The sequence below is a fragment of the Rhodanobacter sp. KK11 genome, assembly GCF_033345435.1.
Lineage (GTDB): Bacteria > Pseudomonadota > Gammaproteobacteria > Xanthomonadales > Rhodanobacteraceae > Rhodanobacter.
The window spans coordinates 526,506-546,076 of sequence record NZ_JAWPMI010000003.1 but is presented as its reverse complement, the minus strand read 5'-3'; the positions used below and the strand labels follow the sequence as shown (position 1 = coordinate 546,076).

Annotated in this window: 11 protein-coding genes; 6 read left to right on the top strand and 5 right to left on the bottom strand. The window is 67.8% G+C overall.

Translation table 11 applies throughout. The features are described from left to right. The first annotated feature begins 137 nt into the window (after nucleotides 1–137). On the top strand, nucleotides 138–581 hold the full coding sequence (locus R5H19_RS10400) for a hypothetical protein (RefSeq protein ID WP_318158958.1): 444 nt from the start codon (nucleotides 138–140) through the stop codon (nucleotides 579–581). 206 nt (nucleotides 582–787) lie between these two features. On the opposite strand, the gene acnA is transcribed toward R5H19_RS10400, so the two are convergent. Then, complete coding sequence (acnA, locus tag R5H19_RS10395; RefSeq protein ID WP_318158917.1) at nucleotides 788–3,538, bottom strand: aconitate hydratase AcnA; 2,751 nt, start codon at nucleotides 3,536–3,538, stop codon at nucleotides 788–790. A gap of 263 nt (nucleotides 3,539–3,801) precedes the next feature. Here acnA and R5H19_RS10390 point away from each other — a divergent pair, with 263 nt between their 5' ends. Beyond that, entirely contained in the window at nucleotides 3,802–4,740 is a 939-nt protein-coding gene (locus tag R5H19_RS10390) for a LysR family transcriptional regulator (RefSeq protein ID WP_318158916.1), read from the top strand. A 205-nt stretch (nucleotides 4,741–4,945) separates the two neighbouring features. Here R5H19_RS10390 and typA read toward each other — a convergent pair whose 3' ends face one another. After that, the gene (typA, locus tag R5H19_RS10385; protein ID WP_318158915.1) at nucleotides 4,946–6,772 is read right to left on the bottom strand and encodes a translational GTPase TypA; all 1,827 of its coding nucleotides are present in this window, start codon (nucleotides 6,770–6,772) and stop codon (nucleotides 4,946–4,948) included. Between the two features lie 217 nt (nucleotides 6,773–6,989). Then, complete coding sequence (locus tag R5H19_RS10380; protein WP_318158914.1) at nucleotides 6,990–8,387, bottom strand: GntP family permease; 1,398 nt, start codon at nucleotides 8,385–8,387, stop codon at nucleotides 6,990–6,992. A 198-nt stretch (nucleotides 8,388–8,585) separates the two neighbouring features. On the opposite strand from R5H19_RS10380, the gene R5H19_RS10375 reads away from it, so the two are divergent. The 3 genes from R5H19_RS10375 to R5H19_RS10365 all read left to right on the top strand — a co-directional run bounded on the left by R5H19_RS10375 (nucleotide 8,586) and on the right by R5H19_RS10365 (nucleotide 15,451). After that, a complete protein-coding gene (locus tag R5H19_RS10375) occupies nucleotides 8,586–10,808 on the top strand; it encodes a TonB-dependent receptor (protein WP_318158913.1) in 2,223 nt (740 codons plus the stop codon). Between the two features lie 163 nt (nucleotides 10,809–10,971). Beyond that, on the top strand, nucleotides 10,972–11,994 hold the full coding sequence (locus tag R5H19_RS10370; RefSeq protein ID WP_318158912.1) for a PHB depolymerase family esterase: 1,023 nt from the start codon (nucleotides 10,972–10,974) through the stop codon (nucleotides 11,992–11,994). 148 nt (nucleotides 11,995–12,142) lie between these two features. After that, nucleotides 12,143–15,451 (top strand): PAS domain-containing hybrid sensor histidine kinase/response regulator, encoded by a 3,309-nt coding sequence (locus R5H19_RS10365; protein ID WP_318158911.1) that lies wholly within the window; start codon nucleotides 12,143–12,145, stop codon nucleotides 15,449–15,451. 188 nt (nucleotides 15,452–15,639) lie between these two features. Here R5H19_RS10365 and R5H19_RS10360 read toward each other — a convergent pair whose 3' ends face one another. Both R5H19_RS10360 and R5H19_RS10355 read right to left on the bottom strand, forming a co-directional pair. Next, nucleotides 15,640–16,680 carry a cytochrome-c peroxidase gene (locus tag R5H19_RS10360; RefSeq protein WP_318158910.1) on the bottom strand — a complete coding sequence of 347 codons (1,041 nt, stop codon included), beginning with the start codon at nucleotides 16,678–16,680 and terminating at the stop codon, nucleotides 15,640–15,642. 282 nt (nucleotides 16,681–16,962) lie between these two features. Beyond that, nucleotides 16,963–17,622, bottom strand: a complete 660-nt coding sequence (locus tag R5H19_RS10355; protein WP_318158909.1) for a response regulator transcription factor — start codon at nucleotides 17,620–17,622, stop codon at nucleotides 16,963–16,965. Nucleotides 17,623–17,774: 152 nt separating this feature from the next. Between R5H19_RS10355 and R5H19_RS10350 the strand changes: the two genes are divergently transcribed. Then, nucleotides 17,775–19,565, top strand: a complete 1,791-nt coding sequence (locus R5H19_RS10350; protein WP_318158957.1) for a 3-hydroxybutyrate oligomer hydrolase family protein — start codon at nucleotides 17,775–17,777, stop codon at nucleotides 19,563–19,565. Nucleotides 19,566–19,571 lie beyond the last annotated feature (6 nt).

The window sequence follows — 19,571 nt, the reverse complement described above, 5'->3', positions numbered from 1 at the left end:
GGGTTCCCTGTTTTGTCGATGACGATGGGACGGATGATGGCGTCTTGATGACTTCGCACCCATCATGGACCATGCGCCGAACGATTGGAGCATACGCCCGCGTACAGCGGCAAGCCGCACTGCAGCGAGTTCCGCCCATGATTGGACTGAAAAAAGCCGGTTTCTTGCTGGTCGTCGTGCTGCTCGCGGCGGCCCTGTCGGCCTGCCATCGCACGCCCGATGAAGAGCAGGTTCGCGAAGCGATCGCTGCCGTTGCGCAGGCAGCCGAAGCTGGCTCGGCCAGCGGCGTGGGCGAACCGTTGAGCGAGGATTTCGACGGCAATGCCGGCGCGCTCGACCGGCGCGGATTGACCGGCATGGTCCGGTTGCTCGCGCTGCGTGGCGAGCACATCGGCGTGACGATGGGGCCGGTGTCGATCGAACCCCGCGGCGAACGCATGGTGGCCACGTTCACCGTCACGTTGACCAGCGGCGGCAAGCTGCTGCCCGACCAGATGGGCGTCTATCAGGTCGAATCCGCGTGGCGCAAGGAGGACGGCGTGTGGCGTTGCTACACGGCGAACTGGAAACACATGGTGTAGGGCCACGAAGCGCGTAGGGCAGGCACGGCCCGCCGCTTGGCGTCGAAGCGCGATGCGAAGTCGGGTGCTGGCGGGCCGTGCCCGCCCTACGTGGTTTCGCTCCGGATCCCGAATCCCGAAAAAAGCATCGCCCGCCAGCGAACCCCTGCGCAAAAAAAACGCCCCGGGGAGCGGGGCGTTTTTCGTGTACGGACTTGCGTTGGAGCTCAGGCGGCCTTCTTGCCCGCCAGCTGGCGCAGCACGTACTGCAGGATGCCGCCGTGGCGGAAGAACTCGCGCTCCTTCGGGGTCAGCAGCATGACGTTCACGGTGAACTGCTTCCTGCTGCCGTCGGCGGCAGTGGCGGTGACCATGGCCTCCTTCGAGTTGCCGTCGTCCAGACCGGTGATGTCGAAGGTTTCCTTGCCGCTCAGGCCCAGCGTCTGCGCGTTCTGGCCGTCCTTGAAGGTGCACGGCAGCACGCCCATGCCGACCAGGTTGGAGCGGTGGATGCGCTCGAAGCTCTCGGCGATCACCGCCTTCACGCCCAGCAGCAGGGTGCCCTTGGCGGCCCAGTCACGGCTGGAGCCGGTGCCGTATTCCTTGCCGGCCAGCACGACCAGCGGGGTCTTCTCGGCCTTGTACTTCATCGCCGCGTCGTAGATCGACAGCTGTTCGCCCGACGGTACGTGCAGCGTGTAGCCGCCTTCCACGCCGCTCAGCATCTGGTTCCTGATGCGGATGTTGGCGAAGGTGCCGCGCACCATCACGTCGTCGTTGCCGCGGCGCGAGCCGTAGGAATTGAAGTCCTTCGGCTCGACACCCTTGGAGATCAGGAAGCGGCCCGCCGGGCTGTCCTTCTTGATCGCGCCGGCCGGCGAGATGTGGTCGGTGGTGATCGAGTCGCCGAACACGCCCAGCGCGCGGGCACCGTGGATGTCCTCGACCTTGCCCAGCGCCATCGTCATGCCGTCGAAGTAGGGCGGATTCTTGATGTAGGTGGAGTCGTCCCAGCGGTACACCGCGCCGTCCGGCGAGGCGATCGCGTTCCAGCGGCTGTCGCCCTTGAACACGTCGGCGTAGTTCTTCTCGAACATGGCCGGGTTGATCGCACCGGCGATGGCGTCGGAGATTTCCTGGTTGGTCGGCCAGATGTCCTTGAGGTACACCGGCTGGCCGTCGCTGCCGGTGCCGATGGCGTCGCGGGTCAGGTCGATGTCCAGCGTGCCGGCCAGCGCATAGGCGGCCACCAGCGGCGGCGAGGCCAGGTAGTTCAGCTTGACCTCGGCGTGCACGCGGCCTTCGAAGTTGCGGTTGCCGGAGAGCACCGCCGATACCGCCAGGTCGCCGTCGGCGATGCCTTTGCTGATCTCCACCGGCAGCGGGCCGGAGTTGCCGATGCAGGTGGTGCAGCCGTAGCCCACCAGGTAGAAGTTGATCTTTTCCAGTTCCTTCAGCAGGCCGGTCTGTTCCAGATAGTCGGTGACGACCTTCGAACCGGGTGCGAGCGAGGTCTTCACCCATGGCTTGGCCTTGAGGCCACGCGCCGCGGCCTTCTTGGCCAGGATGCCGGCGCCCAGCATCACCGCCGGGTTGGAAGTATTGGTGCAGGAAGTGATCGCGGCGATCACCACCGCGCCGTCGCCGAGGCGGAAGCTTTGGCCGTCCTTCTCCACCATCACGCCGGTTTCGCCGATCGCGTTGGCCGGATTGCCGATGGCGGCGGAGCCGCCCTCGTTGGCATAGCGCTCGACGTCGCCGTTGCCCTTCTTGCGGTTGGCGGTGAGCGGGCCGACCACTTCGTGGAAATTGCGCTGCACATCGCTCAGCAGCACGCGATCCTGCGGGCGCTTCGGACCGGCCATCGACGGCTTCACGTCGGCCAGGTCGAGTTCCAGCACCGCGGAGAAATCCGGAACCGGGGTGTTCTCGTCATGCCACAGGCCCTGCATCTTGGCATAGGCCTCGACCAGCGCGATCTGCTCCGCGCTGCGGCCGGACAGGCGCAGGTAGTTCAGCGCCTCCTGGTCGATCGGGAAAATGCCGCAGGTGGCGCCGTACTCGGGCGACATGTTGCCGATGGTGGCGCGGTCGGCCAGCGCCAGGTGCTTCAGGCCGGGGCCGAAGAACTCCACGAACTTGCCCACCACGCCCAGCTTGCGCAGCATCTGCGTCACGGTGAGCACCAGGTCGGTGGCGGTAACGCCTTCGCCCAGCTTGCCGCTGAGCTTGAAGCCGACCACCTGCGGAATCAGCATGGAAGAGGGCTGGCCCAGCATTGCCGCTTCGGCCTCGATGCCGCCCACGCCCCAGCCCAGTACGCCCAGGCCGTTGATCATGGTGGTGTGCGAGTCGGTGCCGAACAGGGTGTCCGGGTAGGCCCAGCTTTCGCCGTTCACCGTGCCGGTGAACACCACGCGCGCCAGGTGCTCCAGGTTCACCTGGTGCACGATGCCGGTGCGCGGCGGCACCACCTTGAAGCTGTTGAACGCCTTCTGGCCCCAGCGCAGGAAGCTGTAGCGTTCCTGGTTGCGCTGGAATTCGATCTCGACGTTCTGCTCCAGCGCATCCCCGGAACCGAACACGTCCACCTGCACCGAGTGGTCGATGACCAGCTCGACCGGCGTCAGCGGGTTGATCTGGGTGGCGTCGCCGCCCAGTTTCACCACCGCATCGCGCATCGCGGCCAGGTCCACCACGCAGGGCACGCCGGTGAAGTCCTGCAGGATCACGCGCGCCGGCATGAAGGCGATCTCGGTGGAAGGCTCGGCCTTGGCGTCCCACTTTGCCACGGCCTCGATTTCCTTGGTGGTGACGTCGACGCCGTCCTCGTGGCGCAGCAGGTTTTCCAGCAGGATCTTCATCGAGTACGGCAGCCGCTTCAGGTCGAAGCGCTGACCCAGCTTGGTCAGGCTGGCAAAGGCGTACTTCTTGCCGTTGACCTCGAGGGTATCGCGTACGGAAAAGGTGTCTTTCATGGGAAGCGCTCCTGGCTGAATCCTGCGGCTGGGATGACTCGACGACGGTGCCGCGATGGTGGGATGGGGCCATCACGGCAAAGATGCAATTATCGCGCAAACCCCGCGCGGCCGCGAACCGGCGTGCCGTCGTGAAGACGGCGTGCATGGTATGCGGGAAGTCTGCCGGGTGGTGCCCGGCGGGTACACTGCGCCGACACTCACGGCGACTTCGCCGCACAGGATGGGCCCGATGACCACCGCACGCAAACGCCTTTGATGACATGCAGCATTCGATGATTTCGATGGGCCTGGCCGCCGTCTCGCTGCGCGACCTTGCGCTGGTACAGGCGGTGCATCGCCACGGCAGCTTCAACAGCGCGGCGCGGGCGATGCACATCAGCCCGTCCGGGTTGTCGCACCAGGTGCAGAAGGTGGAGCAGGCACTGGGCGCGCCGCTGTTCGAGCGCGGCGGGCGGAAGATCGTGCCGACCGCCGGCGGCCAGCGCCTGCTGCAGCAGATCGATGCCGTATTGGCTTCCGCCGAGCACCTGCAGCAGGTCGCCCGTGCCGGTGAGGTCGCCTTCGGCGGCGAGTTGCGCCTGGGCGTGCCGGCTTCGCTGGGGCCGTACCTGCTGCCGCACCTGATCGCGCCGTTCCCGCAGCATTTCCCGGGCGCACGGCTGGGCATCTCCGAGGGCAAGCCGCGCGGCCTGCTGCGCCGCCTGCGCGAGGCCGAACTCGACGCCGTGCTGGCACCACCGGCACCGGCGACCAGCGGGATCGCCTCGCGCCCGTTGTTCTTCGAACCATGGGAACTGATGCTGCGCGCCGATCACCCGCTGGCCAACCGGGGCAGCATTGCGTTGGCCCAGCTCGACCCGGCCGAGGCCACGCTGATGGCCGAAAGCCACGCCGATGGCCTCGCGGGCGATGGCAGCGAGCACGGCCATGTGCAGGACGTCAGCCTGGAAAGTCTCGCCGCCCTGGTCAGCCTGCGCGGCGGCTACGCGCTGGTGCCGGCACTGGCGCACGAGCGGCTGGCCTCGATGCCGAACGTGGCGTTGGCGAAACTGAAGGGGCCGGCGTCGGGCCGCGAGATCGCGCTGTACTGGCGTGACGCCTCGCCGTGGCACGACGACCTGCAGGCGTTCGCCGAGCTGCTGCGCAAGCTGGCGCGGCAACGGCCGGGCCTGCGCGTGCGGGGTGCCAAGGCCACCTGAACCGAGTGGAGACTTCCTTCGGCCGTGCGCGTGTCGGGCGGGCAATGCCCGCCGGTTTTTGCTTGCGGCCTTGACGCTGCAAGGCCGCGGGCGGTGCCTGCCCTGCGAAGCGTGGGTAGCGCGCAAGGTTGCTCCGGCAAATGGAGGCGCTCATGCAGAAGGCCGCCTTGCGGCGGCCTTCTGTTCGATCACATGAGGCGATGGCTCAGCTGCGCGAGGCGCGCTTGCGATCGATCTCGGTGAGGTGCTTCTTGCGCAGGCGGATTTCCTTCGGGGTGACTTCGACCAGTTCGTCGTCGTCGATGAAGTCCAGCGCCTGCTCCAGCGAGAACTTGATCGCCGGGGTCAGCTGGATCGCGTCGTCCTTGCCGGCGGCGCGCATGTTGGTCAGCGGCTTGGGCTTGATCACGTTCACCGTGAGGTCGTTGTCCTTGGCGTGGATGCCGACCAGTTGACCTTCGTAGACCGAGTCGCCCTCGGCGGCGAACAGCCGGCCGCGCTCCTGCAGCGGCCCCAGCGAATAGGCGGGGGTGGTGCCGCCGGCGTTGGCGATCATCACGCCGTTGGGACGCTTGGCGATCTGGCCTTCTTCCTTCGGGCCGTAGTGGTCGAACACGTGGAACAGCAGACCGGTACCCTGGGTCAGGGTCTTGAACTGGTTCTGGAAGCCGATCAGGCCGCGTGCCGGGATCATGTACTCCAGGCGCACGCGACCCTTGCCGTCCGGCTCCATGTTCTTCAGCTGGCCCTTGCGCATGCCCAGGCGTTCCATCACCGGACCCTGGTGGGTCTCCTCCACGTCGACCACCAGTTGTTCGTACGGCTCCATCTTCTGGCCGTCGATCTCCTTGACGATCACTTCCGGGCGTGACACGGCCAGCTCGTAGCCTTCGCGGCGCATGTTCTCGATCAGCACCGACAGGTGCAGCTCGCCGCGGCCGGACACCAGGAACTTGTCCGCATCCGAACCCTGCTCGACCTTCAGCGCCACGTTGTGCACCTGCTCGCGCTCCAGGCGATCCTTGAGCTGGCGGCTGGTGAGGAACTTGCCGCCGGAGAGGTCCTTGTTGCCGGCGAACGGCGAGTTGTTGACCTGGAAGGTCATCGAGATGGTCGGCTCGTCGACGGTCAGCGCGGGCAGCGCCTCGGGCGTGTCCAGCGCACACACGGTATCGGAGATGGTCAGCTCGGCGATGCCGGAGATGGCCACGATGTCGCCCGCTTCGGCGGTCTCCTGCTCGATGCGTTCCAGGCCCATGAAGCCGAGCACCTGCAGCACCTTGCCTTGGCGCTTCTTGCCGTGGCGGTCGATCACCGCCACCGGCATGTTCTTCTTCAGCGTGCCGCGCTGGATGCGGCCGATGCCGATCACGCCGACGAAGCTGTTGTAGTCCAACTGGCTGATGCGCATCTGGAACGGGCCGTCCGGGTCCACGTCCGGCTTGCTCACGTGCTGCATGATCGCCTCGTACAGCGGGGTCATGTCGCCTTCGCGCACGTTCTCGTCGAGACCGGCGTAGCCGTTCAGCGCCGAGGCGTAGACGATCGGGAAGTCCATCTGCTCGGGAGTGGCGCCGAGACGGTCGAACAGATCCCACACCTGCTCGACGACCCACTCGGGGCGGGCACCCGGGCGGTCGACCTTGTTGATCACCACGATCGGCTTGAAGCCCATCGCGAACGCCTTCTGCGTCACGAAGCGGGTCTGCGGCATCGGCCCGTCCATCGCGTCGACCAGGATCAGCACCGAGTCGACCATCGACAGCACGCGCTCCACCTCGCCGCCGAAGTCGGCGTGTCCGGGCGTGTCGACGATGTTGATGCGGTTGCCGCGCCAGGTGATCGCGGTGTTCTTGGCCAGGATGGTGATGCCGCGTTCCTTTTCCTGGTCGTTCGAGTCCATCACGCGCTCGGCCAGCACGGTGCGTTCGTTGAGCGTGCCGGACTGCTTGAGCAGGCAATCGACGAGGGTGGTCTTGCCGTGGTCGACGTGGGCGACGATGGCGATGTTGCGCAGTTTTTCGATGGACATGGGATCGACTTGGGCGGCGCTGAGGCCGTCACGCAGGTTTTTGAAAGGCGAATTGACCGATTATACGGACTTGTGCGGCAACTTGCCCGTCATTTCGATCGATCGTTCACCTGCCGCTGCCTGACCGAACCCGCAGGAACCCGCTCGCGGGCGATGCTCCTGCTCTGGATACCTCGGTGAAGATCCGGGGGCAAGAGCATCGCCCGCGAGCGGGCTCTTACATTACGCCGAGGGCGTAGTAGGCGCCGATCACCACCAGCACCGCCAGGGTCTTGATCACGGTGATGGCAAAGATGTCGCGGTAGGACTGCCGGTGGGTCAGCCCGGTCACCGCCAGCAAGGTGATCACGGCGCCGTTGTGCGGCAGCGTGTCCATGCCGCCGGAGGCCATCGCGGCGACCCGGTGCAGCACCTCCATCGGAATGCCGGCGGCGTGCGCGTTGGCGATGAAGGTCTCGGCCATCGCACCCAGCGCTATGCTCATGCCGCCGGAAGCCGAGCCGGTGATGCCGGCCAGCGCGGTGACGGTGACCGCCTCGTTGAGCAGCGGGTTCGGGATCGTGTGCAGCGCGTCGGCCACCAGCTTGAAGCCGGGCAGGGCGGCGATCACCGCGCCGAAACCATACTCGGAGGCGGTATTCATCGAGGCCAGCAGCGCGCCGCCGACTGCGGCCTGGCTGCCGGCGGCGAGATGCGCGGTCACCGCCCGCCAGGCGAATACCAGCACGCACAGGATGCCGACCAGCAAGGCGCCCTCGACCGCCCAGATCGCGGCGACCTTGGACACCTCCTGCACCACCGGCTTGGCGTTGCCGACCACGCTGGGCAGGAACGATTGCGTCTCGCCGTACATGCGCGGAATCAGGTCGGTGAACAGCTTGTTGCATACGCCGACCAGCACCAGCGGCAGCAGCGCGACCAGCGGATGCGCCAGCTTGCCGCCTTCGAACGGGGCTGGCTCGTTGAGCAGGTTGTCGCCATAGCCTTCGCCGGCCGCGGCGGCCTTGCGCCGGCGCCAGTCCAGGTAGGTCAGGCCGACGGCCAGGATGAACACCGCGCCGATCGTGCCCAGCCACGGCGCCGCCCAGGTGTTGGTGCCGAAGAACGCGGTGGGGATGATGTTCTGGATCTGCGGCGTGCCCGGCAACGCATCCATGGTGAAGGTGAACGCGCCCAGCGCGATGGTGCCGGGGATCAGCCGTTTCGGAATGTCGGACTGGCGAAAGAGTTCGGCAGCAAACGGGTACACCGCGAACACCACCACGAACAGCGACACGCCACCGTAGGTCAGCAGCGCACACACCAGAACGATCGACAGGATCGCCCGGCTGCGCCCGACCAGGCCGATGGTGGCCGCCACGATGGCCTTGGAAAAACCCGACAGCTCGATCAGCTTGCCGAACACCGCGCCCAGCATGAACACCGGGAAGTACAGCTTGAGGAAGCCGACCATCTTGTCCATGAACAGGCCGGTGAACATCGGCGCCACCAGCGACGGATCGGTCAGCAGCACCGCGCCCAGCGCGGCGATCGGCGCGAACAGGATGACGCTGTAGCCGCGATAGGCCGCGAACATCAGAAAGCACAGCGCGGCCAGCACGATCAGAAAAGCCATCCGTGAACCCCCGAAATGAGCCCGGCCAGCGACGCCGGCCGTGACGATGGCTGCGGAGTATCCGCAGCGGTGCGCGCTGGCGGCACTGTACGAAGGTACAAGTGTTCGCGTCCCGGCGGATGCCTAAGCTCGTTTCATCAGCATCCATCATCGATGGCTGCGCTCGCTGCCGACCACACCACGGGGAAAGGGGAAAACATGAAACGTACGTATCTGAGTCTGGCGATCGGCCTGGCCACCGGCTTGCTGTACGCGGTGCCGTCGTACGCGCAGCAGGCCGCTGCCGCGGGCAACGCACCTGCGCAGCCGAGCCAGGTCAAGCAGCTCGACCAGATCACGGTCACCGCACGCAAGCGCGAGGAGACCCTGCAGGACGTGCCGATCGCGGTCAGCGCCTTCACCGCGCAGGCGCTGGAAAGGCAGAACGTGCAGAACCTCGCCGACCTGCAGGGCAAGGTGCCGTCGCTGCAGATCTACGCCGCGCGCGGCTCCAACACCACGCTCACCGCCTACATCCGCGGCGTCGGCCAGGCCGACCCGACCTGGGGCTTCGACCCGGGTGTGGGCATCTATCTGGATGACGTCTACCTGGCGCGTCCGCAAGGCGCGGTGCTGGACGTGTTCGACGTCAGCCGCATCGAGGTGTTGCGCGGTCCGCAAGGCACGCTGTACGGCAAGAACACCATCGGTGGCGCGATCAAGTACGTCTCCAACCCGCTGCCGGTGAAGACCGAAGGCTCGGTGGAGGCCACTGTCGGCACTCACGGCGAGAAGGACGTCAAGGCCAGCCTGGGCGGCGCCAGCGCGGACCAGGTGTGGCGCGGCCGCATCGCCTACGCCAGCAGCCACAACGACGGCTTCGGCAAGGACATCCTTACCGGCAGCCGCAACGGCAACAAGAACACCAACGCGGCGCGCGCCACCCTCGGCTTCTTCCCCTCCGACCAGTTCAACGCGCAGTTGTCCGTGGATGGCGTGCGCGACAATTCCAACCCGCGCGGCGCCAAGATGCTCACGGCGAACGTGCTTGCCCCGACCTACCAGCCGCTGTCCAGCGACTTCGATACCCGCAGCGGCTTCGCCCAGCTCAACCACACCAAGCTGTACGGCAGCGCGCTGACGATGAACTGGATCGCCAGCCCGAACTGGACGCTGAAGTCGGTGACTGCCGTGCGCGGTTCCTCGACCGACACCAACATCGACTTCGACACGCTGCCGGAGAAGATCGCCGACGTGAACGCGGTCTACACCGACCATCAGTTCAGCCAGGAATTCCAGGCCAACTACGACGCCGGCGGCAGCCTGCACGGCGTGTTCGGCGCGTACTACTTCGACGGCCGTGCCGACGGCGAGATCCACAACATCTTCCTCGGCTCGCCGCCGTATTCCACGCTGGGCCTGTCGCAGTACGGCAGCACCGGCGGACGCATGGGCACCAAGAGCTGGGCCGGCTACGGCGACTTCACCTGGGACATCAACCCCAGCTGGAGCCTGGACGTGGGCCTGCGCTACACCCATGAGACCAAGACCGCACTGATCCAGAACTTCGGCTTCTCGGACGAGACCTTCACCACCCGCACCAGCACGCTGGCCGACTTCAGCGGCTCGCACGCCACCAGCAACGTCTCGCCCAAGGTCTCGCTGGACTGGAGCGTGAACGACCAGGTCAAGCTGTACGCCAGCTATTCCGAAGGCTTCCACTCCGGCGGCTACAACATCCGCGCCAACTGCGTGGCGGTGCCTAGCTCGTGCCGTCCGATCGACGACGAGAAGGTGCAGTCGTACGAGCTGGGCAGCAAGATGTCCTTCTTCGACGGCGCGCTGATGATGAATACGGCCGTCTTCCACAACGTGTACTCGAACATCCAGCTGTCGGTGTTCAGTTCCTACACGCTGCCCAACGGCAGCCAGGGTTTCTTCGGCGACTTCACCAACGCCGGCAAGGGCCACATCGACGGCGTGGAGGAGGAGTTCGCCTGGAAGCCGGCCGAGAACTGGACGCTGAGCGGCAACGTCGCGTACCTTCACACCAAGTACACCGAGTACATGACCCGCGGCGTCAACATCGCCGACCAGCAGAAGTTCACCAACGCGCCGAAGTGGTCCGGCGGGCTGTCGCTGGAGAACACCACGCCGCTGTCCGACGGCGGCAGCATCACCGCGCGGGTGAACTACACCTACCAGTCCATGGTGTACCCGGAAACCACGCTGTCGCCGCTGATCGCCCAGCCCGCTTACGGCCTGTGGAACGCCGGCGTGATCTGGCAGATCAACCAGCCCTGGTCGCTCAGCCTGCAGGGCAGCAACCTGGCCAACAAGTCCTACCGCACCACCGGCTACAACGTCGGTGCGCTGGGCATCTACACCGGTTTCTACGGCGCGCCGCGGATGGTCACGCTGAGCGCGAAATACCGGTTCTGACGCGGTTGCTTCTCCCCATCCCCGCGCGAGCGCCAACTTGCTCCCGCGGGGCGTTTTTCCATTGCCGGCACGAGCCGTGGCGAATGACATAGCGGTCCCGGCCGCGCCCATGCGGCTCCATGAGCCTGCTGGACACCTGCCGGTCTGCCAACGGAGAAAATGCATGCGCAAGACCCTCGGCCTGCTGACCCTGCTGCTGCTCGCGCCGCTGGCCTGCGCGGCTGGTGCGCCGTCACTGCCGACCCTCAAGATCAATGCCTCGCGCACCGCGGTGGTCGGCCTTTCCTCCGGCGCGTACATGGCCGCACAGGTGCAGCTGGCGTACCCGGAACTGTTCCCCAACGCGGCCATCGTGGCCGGCGGTCCGTTCGGTTGCGCCGGCGGCAAGCTGGACATGGCGTTGGGCAGCTGCATGAAGGGTGTGCCGGCGCCTGATGTTGGTGCGCTGGTGGCCGGCGCGACCAGTCGTTCGGCATCCGGCGACATCGGTGCGTTGAAGAATCTCGCCCACGGCCGCGTCTACCTGCTGCACGGCAAGGACGATGCGCTGGTAGCACCGGCGGTGGCCGAGGCGGGCGTGCAGTTCTACCGGCAACTGCGCGACGCCACGCCGGCGCTGAAGGGTATGCAGGTGCATGAGGACGGCGGCCGCGCGTTCGCGCACAACCTGCCGGTGGCAGGCAAGGGCGACGACTGCGGCAAGTCGGTGGCGCCGTACCTCGGCCACTGCGGCTTCGATGCGGCGGGCGAGATCTTCGCGCAGATGTTCGGCAAGCCGGCGCATGCGGCGGGCAGGGCGCAGGGCGAACTGCGCGCGTTCGACCAGGACGCGCTGCGCCCCGGCGGCGCCGACGCGTTCCTGGCCGACACCGGCTATGTCTACCTGCCGCCGGCCTGCCTTGCCGGCAAGCCTTGTGGGCTGGTGGTGGCCTTCCACGGTTGCAAGCAGAACGCTGCCGCGGTGGGCAAGGCCTTCGTCGAGGACGCCGGCTTCAACCGCTGGGCCGACGTCTACGCGGTGGCGGTGCTATATCCTCAGACCCGCGCAAGTTTCGCGCCTTTGAATCCGCAGGCATGCTGGGACTGGTGGGGATATTCCGGAGCCGACTACGACAGCCGCCAAGGCGTGCAGTTGCGTTGGGTGGTGAACGCGGTGCGTGCGCTGGGGCTGCCAGCGGGGCGTTGATGGCTGCGCCCCGCCGCTCACGTAGCCGGCTGGCTGTGGGGGTGCATCTTGTGCGCGATGCTTTTGCCACACGAAAGCTCTTCGCTTCAAAACAACAACGGTATCGCGAGCTGTCGCGACTGAAGTCCCTCCCGCCAGTGCGAATGCCATGCTGAGCGCCAGCGTCATCGCGTTTGCCGCGCTGTGCTGGCTCGCCCTGCTGTTCGGCGTGGCCCTGCTCGGCGAGCGTCGACCGCAGCTGTTCGAGAAACGCTGGGCGATCGTGTATGCGCTCTCGCTGGCGATCCATTGCACCTCGTGGACGTTCTACGGCACGGTGACCCAGGCCAGCCGTTCGGGCTGGTGGCTGCCGCCGACGTTTGTCGGGGCGATCCTGATGTACCTGTTCGCGCTGAAGTTCCTCGGCCGGCTGGTGCAGCTGGTGCGCGAATACAACGCCGGCTCGTTGGCCGACCTGATCGCGGTGCGGCTGGGCCGGCATTCCGGGCTGGCGGCGCTGGTCACTGCGGTGGTGGTGATCGGCATCGTGCCGTACATCGCGTTGCAGCTGAAAGCGGTGGCGATGAGCTACGGCATCCTCAGCCACGGCCAGCTGGCCGAATCCAATCCGTGGCAGGACAGCGCGCTGTACGTGGCGTTGCTGATGGCGCTGTTCGCGATGCTGTTCGGCACGCGGCGCGCGTCGACGATGGCGCACAACCGCGGGCTGGTGCTGGCGATGGCATTCGAGTCGCTGTTCAAGCTCGGTGCGATGCTGGCGCTGGGCACGCTGTTGTTCACCGCCTTGCCGACAGGCTTGCCCAGTTACATTCCGCCGCCGCCGGACAGCGGCGGTTTCCCGGCGCTGATCCTGCTCGGCGCGCTGGCGATGTTCACCATGCCGCATCAGTTCTACGCGGGCATCGTGGAGTGCCGCAACGACGGGCAGCTGCGCACCGCGCGCTGGCTGTTCCCGCTGTACCTGCTGCTGATCTCGTTGCCGATACTGCCGCTGGCGCGGCTGGGCGATGCATGGCTGGGGGCGAGCGGGGTGTCGTCGGACATGTACGTGCTGGCGTTGCCGCTGGCGCGCGGCGAGCATGGCCTGGCGCTGATCGCATTTCTCGGCGGCCTGAGCGCAGCCACCAGCATGGTGGTGATCGCCACGCTGGCGCTGAGCCTGATGGTGGTCAACCACTTTATCGCGCCGCTGCGCGTGCGCGCCGGCTGGGGTCGCGACGAGCACGGCGACCTGCGCGGCGAACTGCTGAACCATCGGCGAGTGGCGATCCTGGTGCTGATCCTGCTGGCGTGGGCGTACAGCCGCGTGCTGGCGCGCAACGAGGTGCTGGCCGATATCGGCGCGATCTCGTTCTCCGCGCTGGCCGGGCTCACCCCGGCGCTGCTGGCGGCGGTGTATCGGCCGCAGCTGGGTTCGCGTGCGGTGATGGCCGGGCTCGCCGCCGGCACCCTGGTGTGGATCTACGCGGTGCTGCCGACCCTGTTGCCGGTGGCGCCGGCATGGCTGCACGACGGTCCGTTCGGCCTGCATTGGCTGGCACCGGATGGCCTGCTCGGGCTGGGCAACTGGAACCGGCTGGGCCGCGCCGTGGTGGTGAGCCTGCTGGTGAATATCGTGGTGATGCTGGCAGTCGCCGGTTCGCGTTTTGGCCGGGCGGCGCGCGCGGTCAGCGTGGGCGACGTGGGCCTGGTCGAGCTGCGCGCGCTGGCGATGCGCTTCCTGCCGTCGGAACGGGTCGAGCACCTGTTTGCCAGCGCACCGGCCGTGGGGCCTGCCGGCAGCGCGCGGGTCGCAGAGGTCGAGCACGAACTGGCTGCGGTGATCGGCGCCGCCTCGGCGCGGCTCCTGCTGGAGGTGGTGCATCGGCAGGGCCGCGACGACCTGGACACGGTGGTGGCGATCGTCGGCGAGGCGGCACAGGACCTGCGCTTCAACCAGCGCGTGCTGGAGGCGGCGCTGGAGAACATGAGCCAGGGCATCTGCGTGGTCGACGCCGAGCTGCGTCTGGTCGCCTGGAACAGCCCGTATGCGCGCCTGTTCAACTACCCTCCCGAACTGCTGCAGGTAGGCCGCCCGGTCGCCGAACTGACCCGCCACAACATCGACGCCGGCATGCTCGGTCCCGGTGAAACGGATGCGCGCGTGCAGCGCCGGCTGGAGCACATGCGCGCCGGCACCCGTCACCTGTCGGAGCGGCGCTTCCCCGACGGCACCGTCGTGGAGATCCGCGGCAACCCGATGCCCGGCGGCGGTTTCGTGGCCACCTTCACCGACGTCACCGCGTTCCGTCAGGCCGAGGCGGCGCTGAAGCGTGTCAACGAGACGCTGGAACTTCGCGTGGAAGAACGCACCCGCGAGCTTGCCGCGGCCTCGGCCGAAGCGCAGGCCGCGAACGAGGCGAAGAGCCGCTTCCTCGCCGCGGTCACCCACGACCTTATGCAACCGCTGCATGCAGCGCAGCTGTTCGCCCATGCGCTCACCGAGCGCGGCAGCGATGCTGCCACCGCGCAGCACCTCAACGGCGCGCTGGCCGCCACCGAAGGCCTGCTCACCGGCCTGCTCGACGTGGCCCGGCTCGAAGGTGGCCGCCTGCATCCGCAGCCGCGCGCGTTTGCGCTGGCCGAGGTGCTCGACCCTCTGGCCGCCGAGTTCCGCGCCATCGCGCTGGATCGCGGCGTGCGACTGGACGTGGTCGCCACGCGTGCCTGGGTGCGCTCCGACCCGCAGTTGCTGCGCCGGGTGCTGCAGAACTTCCTCTCCAACGCGCTGCGTTACGCCGAAGGCAGGCGTGCGTTGCTGGGCGTGCGCCGACGCGGCGCGCAACTGCGCATCGAGGTGTGGGACAACGGCCCTGGCATCGCGCTCCAGGAACAGCGCCTGATCTTCCAGGAATTCCGCCGCGGCAGCGCCGCAGGCGGGCAGGGACTCGGGCTGGGGTTGTCGATCGCGCAGCGCATGGCCGATTTGCTCGGCCACCCGCTCGGCCTGCGCTCACGGCCCGGCCGCGGCAGCGTGTTCCATCTCGACGTGCCGCTGGCATGTGCCGCCATCCGACTGCCGCCACCCGCCGACACGCCGCGCTCCTTGCCGGTCGGCCGTGCGCTGGTGCTCGACAACGAACCGGCCGCACTCGCCGCGCTCGGCAACCTGTTGACCAGTTGGGGCTGGCACGTGCACGCGGCACGAAATTCCGCCGAGGCGCTGGCGGCGCCGTGGCGACCAGACCTGCACATCCTCGACTTCCACCTGGACGGCGGGCACACCGGGCTGGAGGCATGGGAACTGCTGCGTGCGCGCCACGCCGACGTGCCGACCGTGATGCTCACCGCCGACCGCGACGGTGAACTGCGCCAGCGGTTGCTGGAGATCGGCATCGGCGTGCTCTACAAGCCGCTCAAGCCGCTGGCGCTGCGACAGGTGCTGCAGCGGGTGGTGATAGGCATGCCGAGATCGTGACTGGCGGACGCCGTGGCCCAGGCGGGATGGCCTTGTGGGCCTTGTGGCTGCCTGGCGTGACCGGGTTGCTGGGCTCATCGTCGAGGCTTCCGGCCTGTCCGCCGATGGCGCGTGGGCGCCCGACCATGAACGGCGGCGCCGACCGCTCGGCTCCATCGGCGGTCACGGCAGGATGCCCGCGCCACGCTCTACGGCTTGGGTCGCGGGGTCGTTGCCACGCTCGGCGGCAGGATCGGCAGCGTGACAGCAGGCTGCTGGCCGGTCAGTGCGCCGAGGAATGTCTGGATCTTTCCGACCTCGTCGTCGGTCAGCGTGGCGCCAAGCTGACTGCTGCCCATGATCGCGATCGCCTGCCGCAGATCCCAGACCTTGCCGGTGTGGAAATAGGGGGCGGTAAGGGTGATGTTGCGCAGCGAGGGCACCCGGAACACGTACTCGTCGCTGACGGTCTTGGTCACCGCGAAACGTCCCTTGTCGCCCGGCGGCAGAATCTCGGCGCCGGGGCGCTCGACGACTCCGAACGGGGCGTACATGCCGCCGCCGATGTTGACGCCGTTATGGCAGGCGGCGCAGCCCTTGCTGATGAACAGCGCCAGTCCCTCTTGTTGAGCGGCATCGAGCGCTTTGTCGTCGCCCGCGAGGTAATGGTCGAACGGTGCATCGGGCGTGATCAAGGTCGCCTCGAACACTGCGATGGCCTTGCGGACGTTGTCGAGCGTGATCGGGTCGGATGCGCCGGGATAGGCCTTGGCAAACGCGGTGGCATAGCCTGGAATGCCTTTGAGTTGCTCGACGACATGGGTTTCCGTGGTGCCCATTTCGACCGGATTGACCAGCGGCCCGCCGGCCTGTTGTTCGAGATCCTTCGCCCGTCCATCCCAGAATTGGGCGATATCGAACACGGCGTTGTAGACGGTCGGCGCGTTGCGCCCGCCACGCTGCCAGCGATGGCCCAGCGACGTTTCCTGCAGGTCGACGCCACCCATGCCGACCATGTGGCAGGAATTGCAGCTGATGGTGTGGCTTTCGGAGAGCCGGGGTTCGAAGTAGAGCATCTTGCCCAGGGCCAGCTTGGCGGGTGTCGAACTATTGCCCGGCAGCGGCGGCGCACTGGCGGGTATCGGCTTGAACAGCCCCTGTGCTTGTTTCATCAGGGCCGACTGCGACCAGGCCGCGCCTGGCGCACAGCAAGCAAGGGCAATCAGGGATGCGACCGCTTTCGAGTACATGGAGAAACCTCCTTGCTCGCTTGCGCGACGGCCCCGCGTGAAATGGAGTGGCATCGGTGGATGTCATGCCGGGACAGAGGGCCCTCCAGGGCCGGCCGGCAGCATGGTCGACAACCGCTCGCGGGGGGGCGGCGTCCACCACATGCCGCAGGATGATCGCGCAGCCCTCCCGGCGCTCAGTTGATCCGCATCAACAAGTCGGCTGGATATCGCAGGGCGTTCGGACTGCCCGTCTGGCGGACCGGCCGGCGCGCGGCGGTTGAATTCGATGCGGTCGGAAGCTCAACCTGTTCTGGCCGGCTCCCCGAGCTCCAGCGCCCGCAGCACCATCCCCGCCTGCGTTCTATTGCGCACCTTGAGCTTTTCGAAGATCGCCGTGACATGCGCTTTCACCGTGCGTTCCTGGATGCCCAGGCGGTCGGCGATCTGCTTGTTGAGCAGCCCCTCGGCAAGCAGGGCGAGCACGCGGGATTGCTGCTCGGTGAGGCGGGCGAGGCGGCTGGCGAGGTCGGTGTCGGCCGGGTCGACGGGCAGGGTGGCGACGGCCTCGGCCAGTCCGGGCGGCAGCCAGCTGCCGCAGTCGAGCACGCTGCGGATCGCCGCGCCGATCTCGGCGGGGCTGGCGCTCTTCGGGATGAAGCCGGCGGCGCCATGGTCGAGCACGCGGCGCACGATGCGCGGGTCGTCATGGGCGGACACCACCAGCACGGCCACGCCCGGGTGCTGGCCGCGCAGCGCGGCCAGCCCGGACAGGCCCCGGCTGCCGGGCATGTGCAGGTCGAGCAGGACCAGGTCGGTATCCGGCTCGGCAGCCAGCGCGGCGAGCACACCGGGCAGGTCGGCTGCCTCGCGCACGCTGCAGTCGCCGAGGTTATCGCTTGCCGCCAGCCGCAGTGCAGCGCGGAACAGCGGGTGGTCGTCGGCAATCAGCAGATTGGTCATGAGCCCGAAGTTAGCGGGCGGCGCGCGCCGCGTCGAGTTCCCCGCATGGACTTTCGTACGATGGCGAGCGCTGCCGCGCTTGCTATGGTGGCCGCATGCAGACTCTCGCCCGACGTTCGCTCCGATTGTTCTCGTTCGCGCTGGCATCCGTCATGCTGTCGGCCTGTGCCAGCCACGGAACGAGGAAGGTATCGGCCATGCATGAAGTCGATTACGGCCAGTTGCGGGTGACTGAACACCGCGGCCACGATGACCTGTTGAGCGCGGGCCTGGGCCTGGCAGGGCTGGCCGGGCCGCCTTCGCCGTTCGCCAATCCGCTGCATCCCGCCGCGGAGGAGCTGCGCCGGCGCGCGATCCAGACCAGTTGGAAGGGCATCGCCGACCTCGGCCCGCTGGGCGGTTACGGCCGCGTGTACGGCGGCGTGCCGGACGTGCCGGGACGCGAGTACCAGGCATTCGCGCGCATCCCCGGTGCGCGCTCGCCGCATCGCGTGCTGCTGCAGTTGCCGGACGGCTTCGACCGCAGCAAGCGCTGCCTGGTGGTGACCGCCTCGTCCGGCTCGCGCGGCATCTACGGCGCGATTTCGCTGGCCGGCGCGTGGGGACTGCCGCGCGGCTGCGCGGTGGCCTATACCGACAAGGGCACCGGCGCCGGCTATTTCGATTACGCCGACGACAGCGGCGTGGCGCTGGACGGTCGTCGCGCCAAACGCGGTGAGGCGGAGCTGGAATTCCAGCCGCCGCCGGCATCGCCCACCGCGGGTGTCGCGATCAAGCATGCGCATTCGGGCGACAACCCCGAGGGCGACTGGGGTCGCCATGTGATCCAGGCGGCGCAGTTCGGCCTGGCCATGCTCGACCGCGCCTTCCCCGTCGAGGCGCCGTTCACGCCAGAGAACACGAAGATCATCGCCGTCGGCATCTCCAATGGTGGCGGCGCCGTGCTGCAGGCGGCGGGGCTGGACCAGGAACACTTCTTCGCCGGTGTAGTGGCGCTGGAGCCGAACGTGCACGTGAAGGGCCACGGCCGCGCGCTGTACGACTACGTCACCGAGGCGGCGGTGTGGCTGCCGTGCGCACTGAGTGCGGAGCATTTCGCCCCGGTACCGCTGGCCCGCGGGCCGCGCGGCGTGCCGTTGCCGGCTTGGCCGATCCGCTGCGCCAGCCTGCGCGCGCAGGGCAAGCTCGGTGGCAACACCGTGGCCGCGCAGGCGGAGCAGGCGCGGCAATACCTGTACGCGCGCGGCTGGACCGACGAGGCGATGCAGACCGCGGCCAGTACGACCGCCTTCGACCTGTGGCGGGCAATCGCCGCCGGTTACGCTTCGGCCTACCTGCGCCGTGGCGCTGCCAACATGCCGTGCGGCTTTCATTACGCGGCGATCGGCGCGGGCGGATTGCCCGGCGTGGCCGATCCGATGACGCGCGCCGCCTGGTGGGCGGACGGTTCGGGCATTCCGCCGGGCAATGGCATCGGCCTGTTCGGCGGCATGAATGTCTCGACCGACCCCACCCTGGTCGGCAGCGAATGCCTGCGCGCGCTGTGGACCGGTGACGACCACGAAGCGCAGATGCTGCATGCCTCGGTCGCGGCTACCGCGGCGCGGCTGCCGCGCAAGACTCTGCCGCTATGGGTGCTGCACGGCGCCGGCGACGGCCTGCTACCCACCGCGTTCAGTTCCGAGCCGTACGTGGCCTGGCTGCGCGACGAAGGGCGTCGGCCGATCTACTGGAAGGTGCCGCACGCGCAGCACTTCGACGCGTTCCTGGCGCTGCCGGGCTTCGGCGAGCGCTACGTGCCGCTGCTGCCGTATGGCTATGCGGCGCTGGACCGCTTGTGGGCGCATCTGTACGAAGGCAGCGCGTGGCCGCTCGACGCGCCGGTGCCGGCCGCACGGCCGCGCGGCCCCGCTCCGCTGGAGCGGGGCACGCTGGGTCTGTAGATGGCG

Bases quoted from the DNA above. Each gene is read 5' to 3' on its own strand.
- R5H19_RS10400 (WP_318158958.1), top strand. From the start codon at position 138: ATGATTGGACTGAAAAAAGCCGGTTTCTTGCTGGTCGTCGTGCTGCTC.
- R5H19_RS10350 (WP_318158957.1), top strand. From the start codon at position 17,775: ATGCTGTCGGCCTGTGCCAGCCACGGAACGAGGAAGGTATCGGCCATG.
- acnA (WP_318158917.1), bottom strand. From the start codon at position 3,538: ATGAAAGACACCTTTTCCGTACGCGATACCCTCGAGGTCAACGGCAAG.
- R5H19_RS10370 (WP_318158912.1), top strand. From the start codon at position 10,972: ATGCGCAAGACCCTCGGCCTGCTGACCCTGCTGCTGCTCGCGCCGCTG.
- R5H19_RS10390 (WP_318158916.1), top strand. From the start codon at position 3,802: ATGCAGCATTCGATGATTTCGATGGGCCTGGCCGCCGTCTCGCTGCGC.
- R5H19_RS10380 (WP_318158914.1), bottom strand. From the start codon at position 8,387: ATGGCTTTTCTGATCGTGCTGGCCGCGCTGTGCTTTCTGATGTTCGCG.
- R5H19_RS10360 (WP_318158910.1), bottom strand. From the start codon at position 16,680: ATGTACTCGAAAGCGGTCGCATCCCTGATTGCCCTTGCTTGCTGTGCG.
- R5H19_RS10375 (WP_318158913.1), top strand. From the start codon at position 8,586: ATGAAACGTACGTATCTGAGTCTGGCGATCGGCCTGGCCACCGGCTTG.
- typA (WP_318158915.1), bottom strand. From the start codon at position 6,772: ATGTCCATCGAAAAACTGCGCAACATCGCCATCGTCGCCCACGTCGAC.
- R5H19_RS10365 (WP_318158911.1), top strand. From the start codon at position 12,143: ATGCTGAGCGCCAGCGTCATCGCGTTTGCCGCGCTGTGCTGGCTCGCC.
- R5H19_RS10355 (WP_318158909.1), bottom strand. From the start codon at position 17,622: ATGACCAATCTGCTGATTGCCGACGACCACCCGCTGTTCCGCGCTGCA.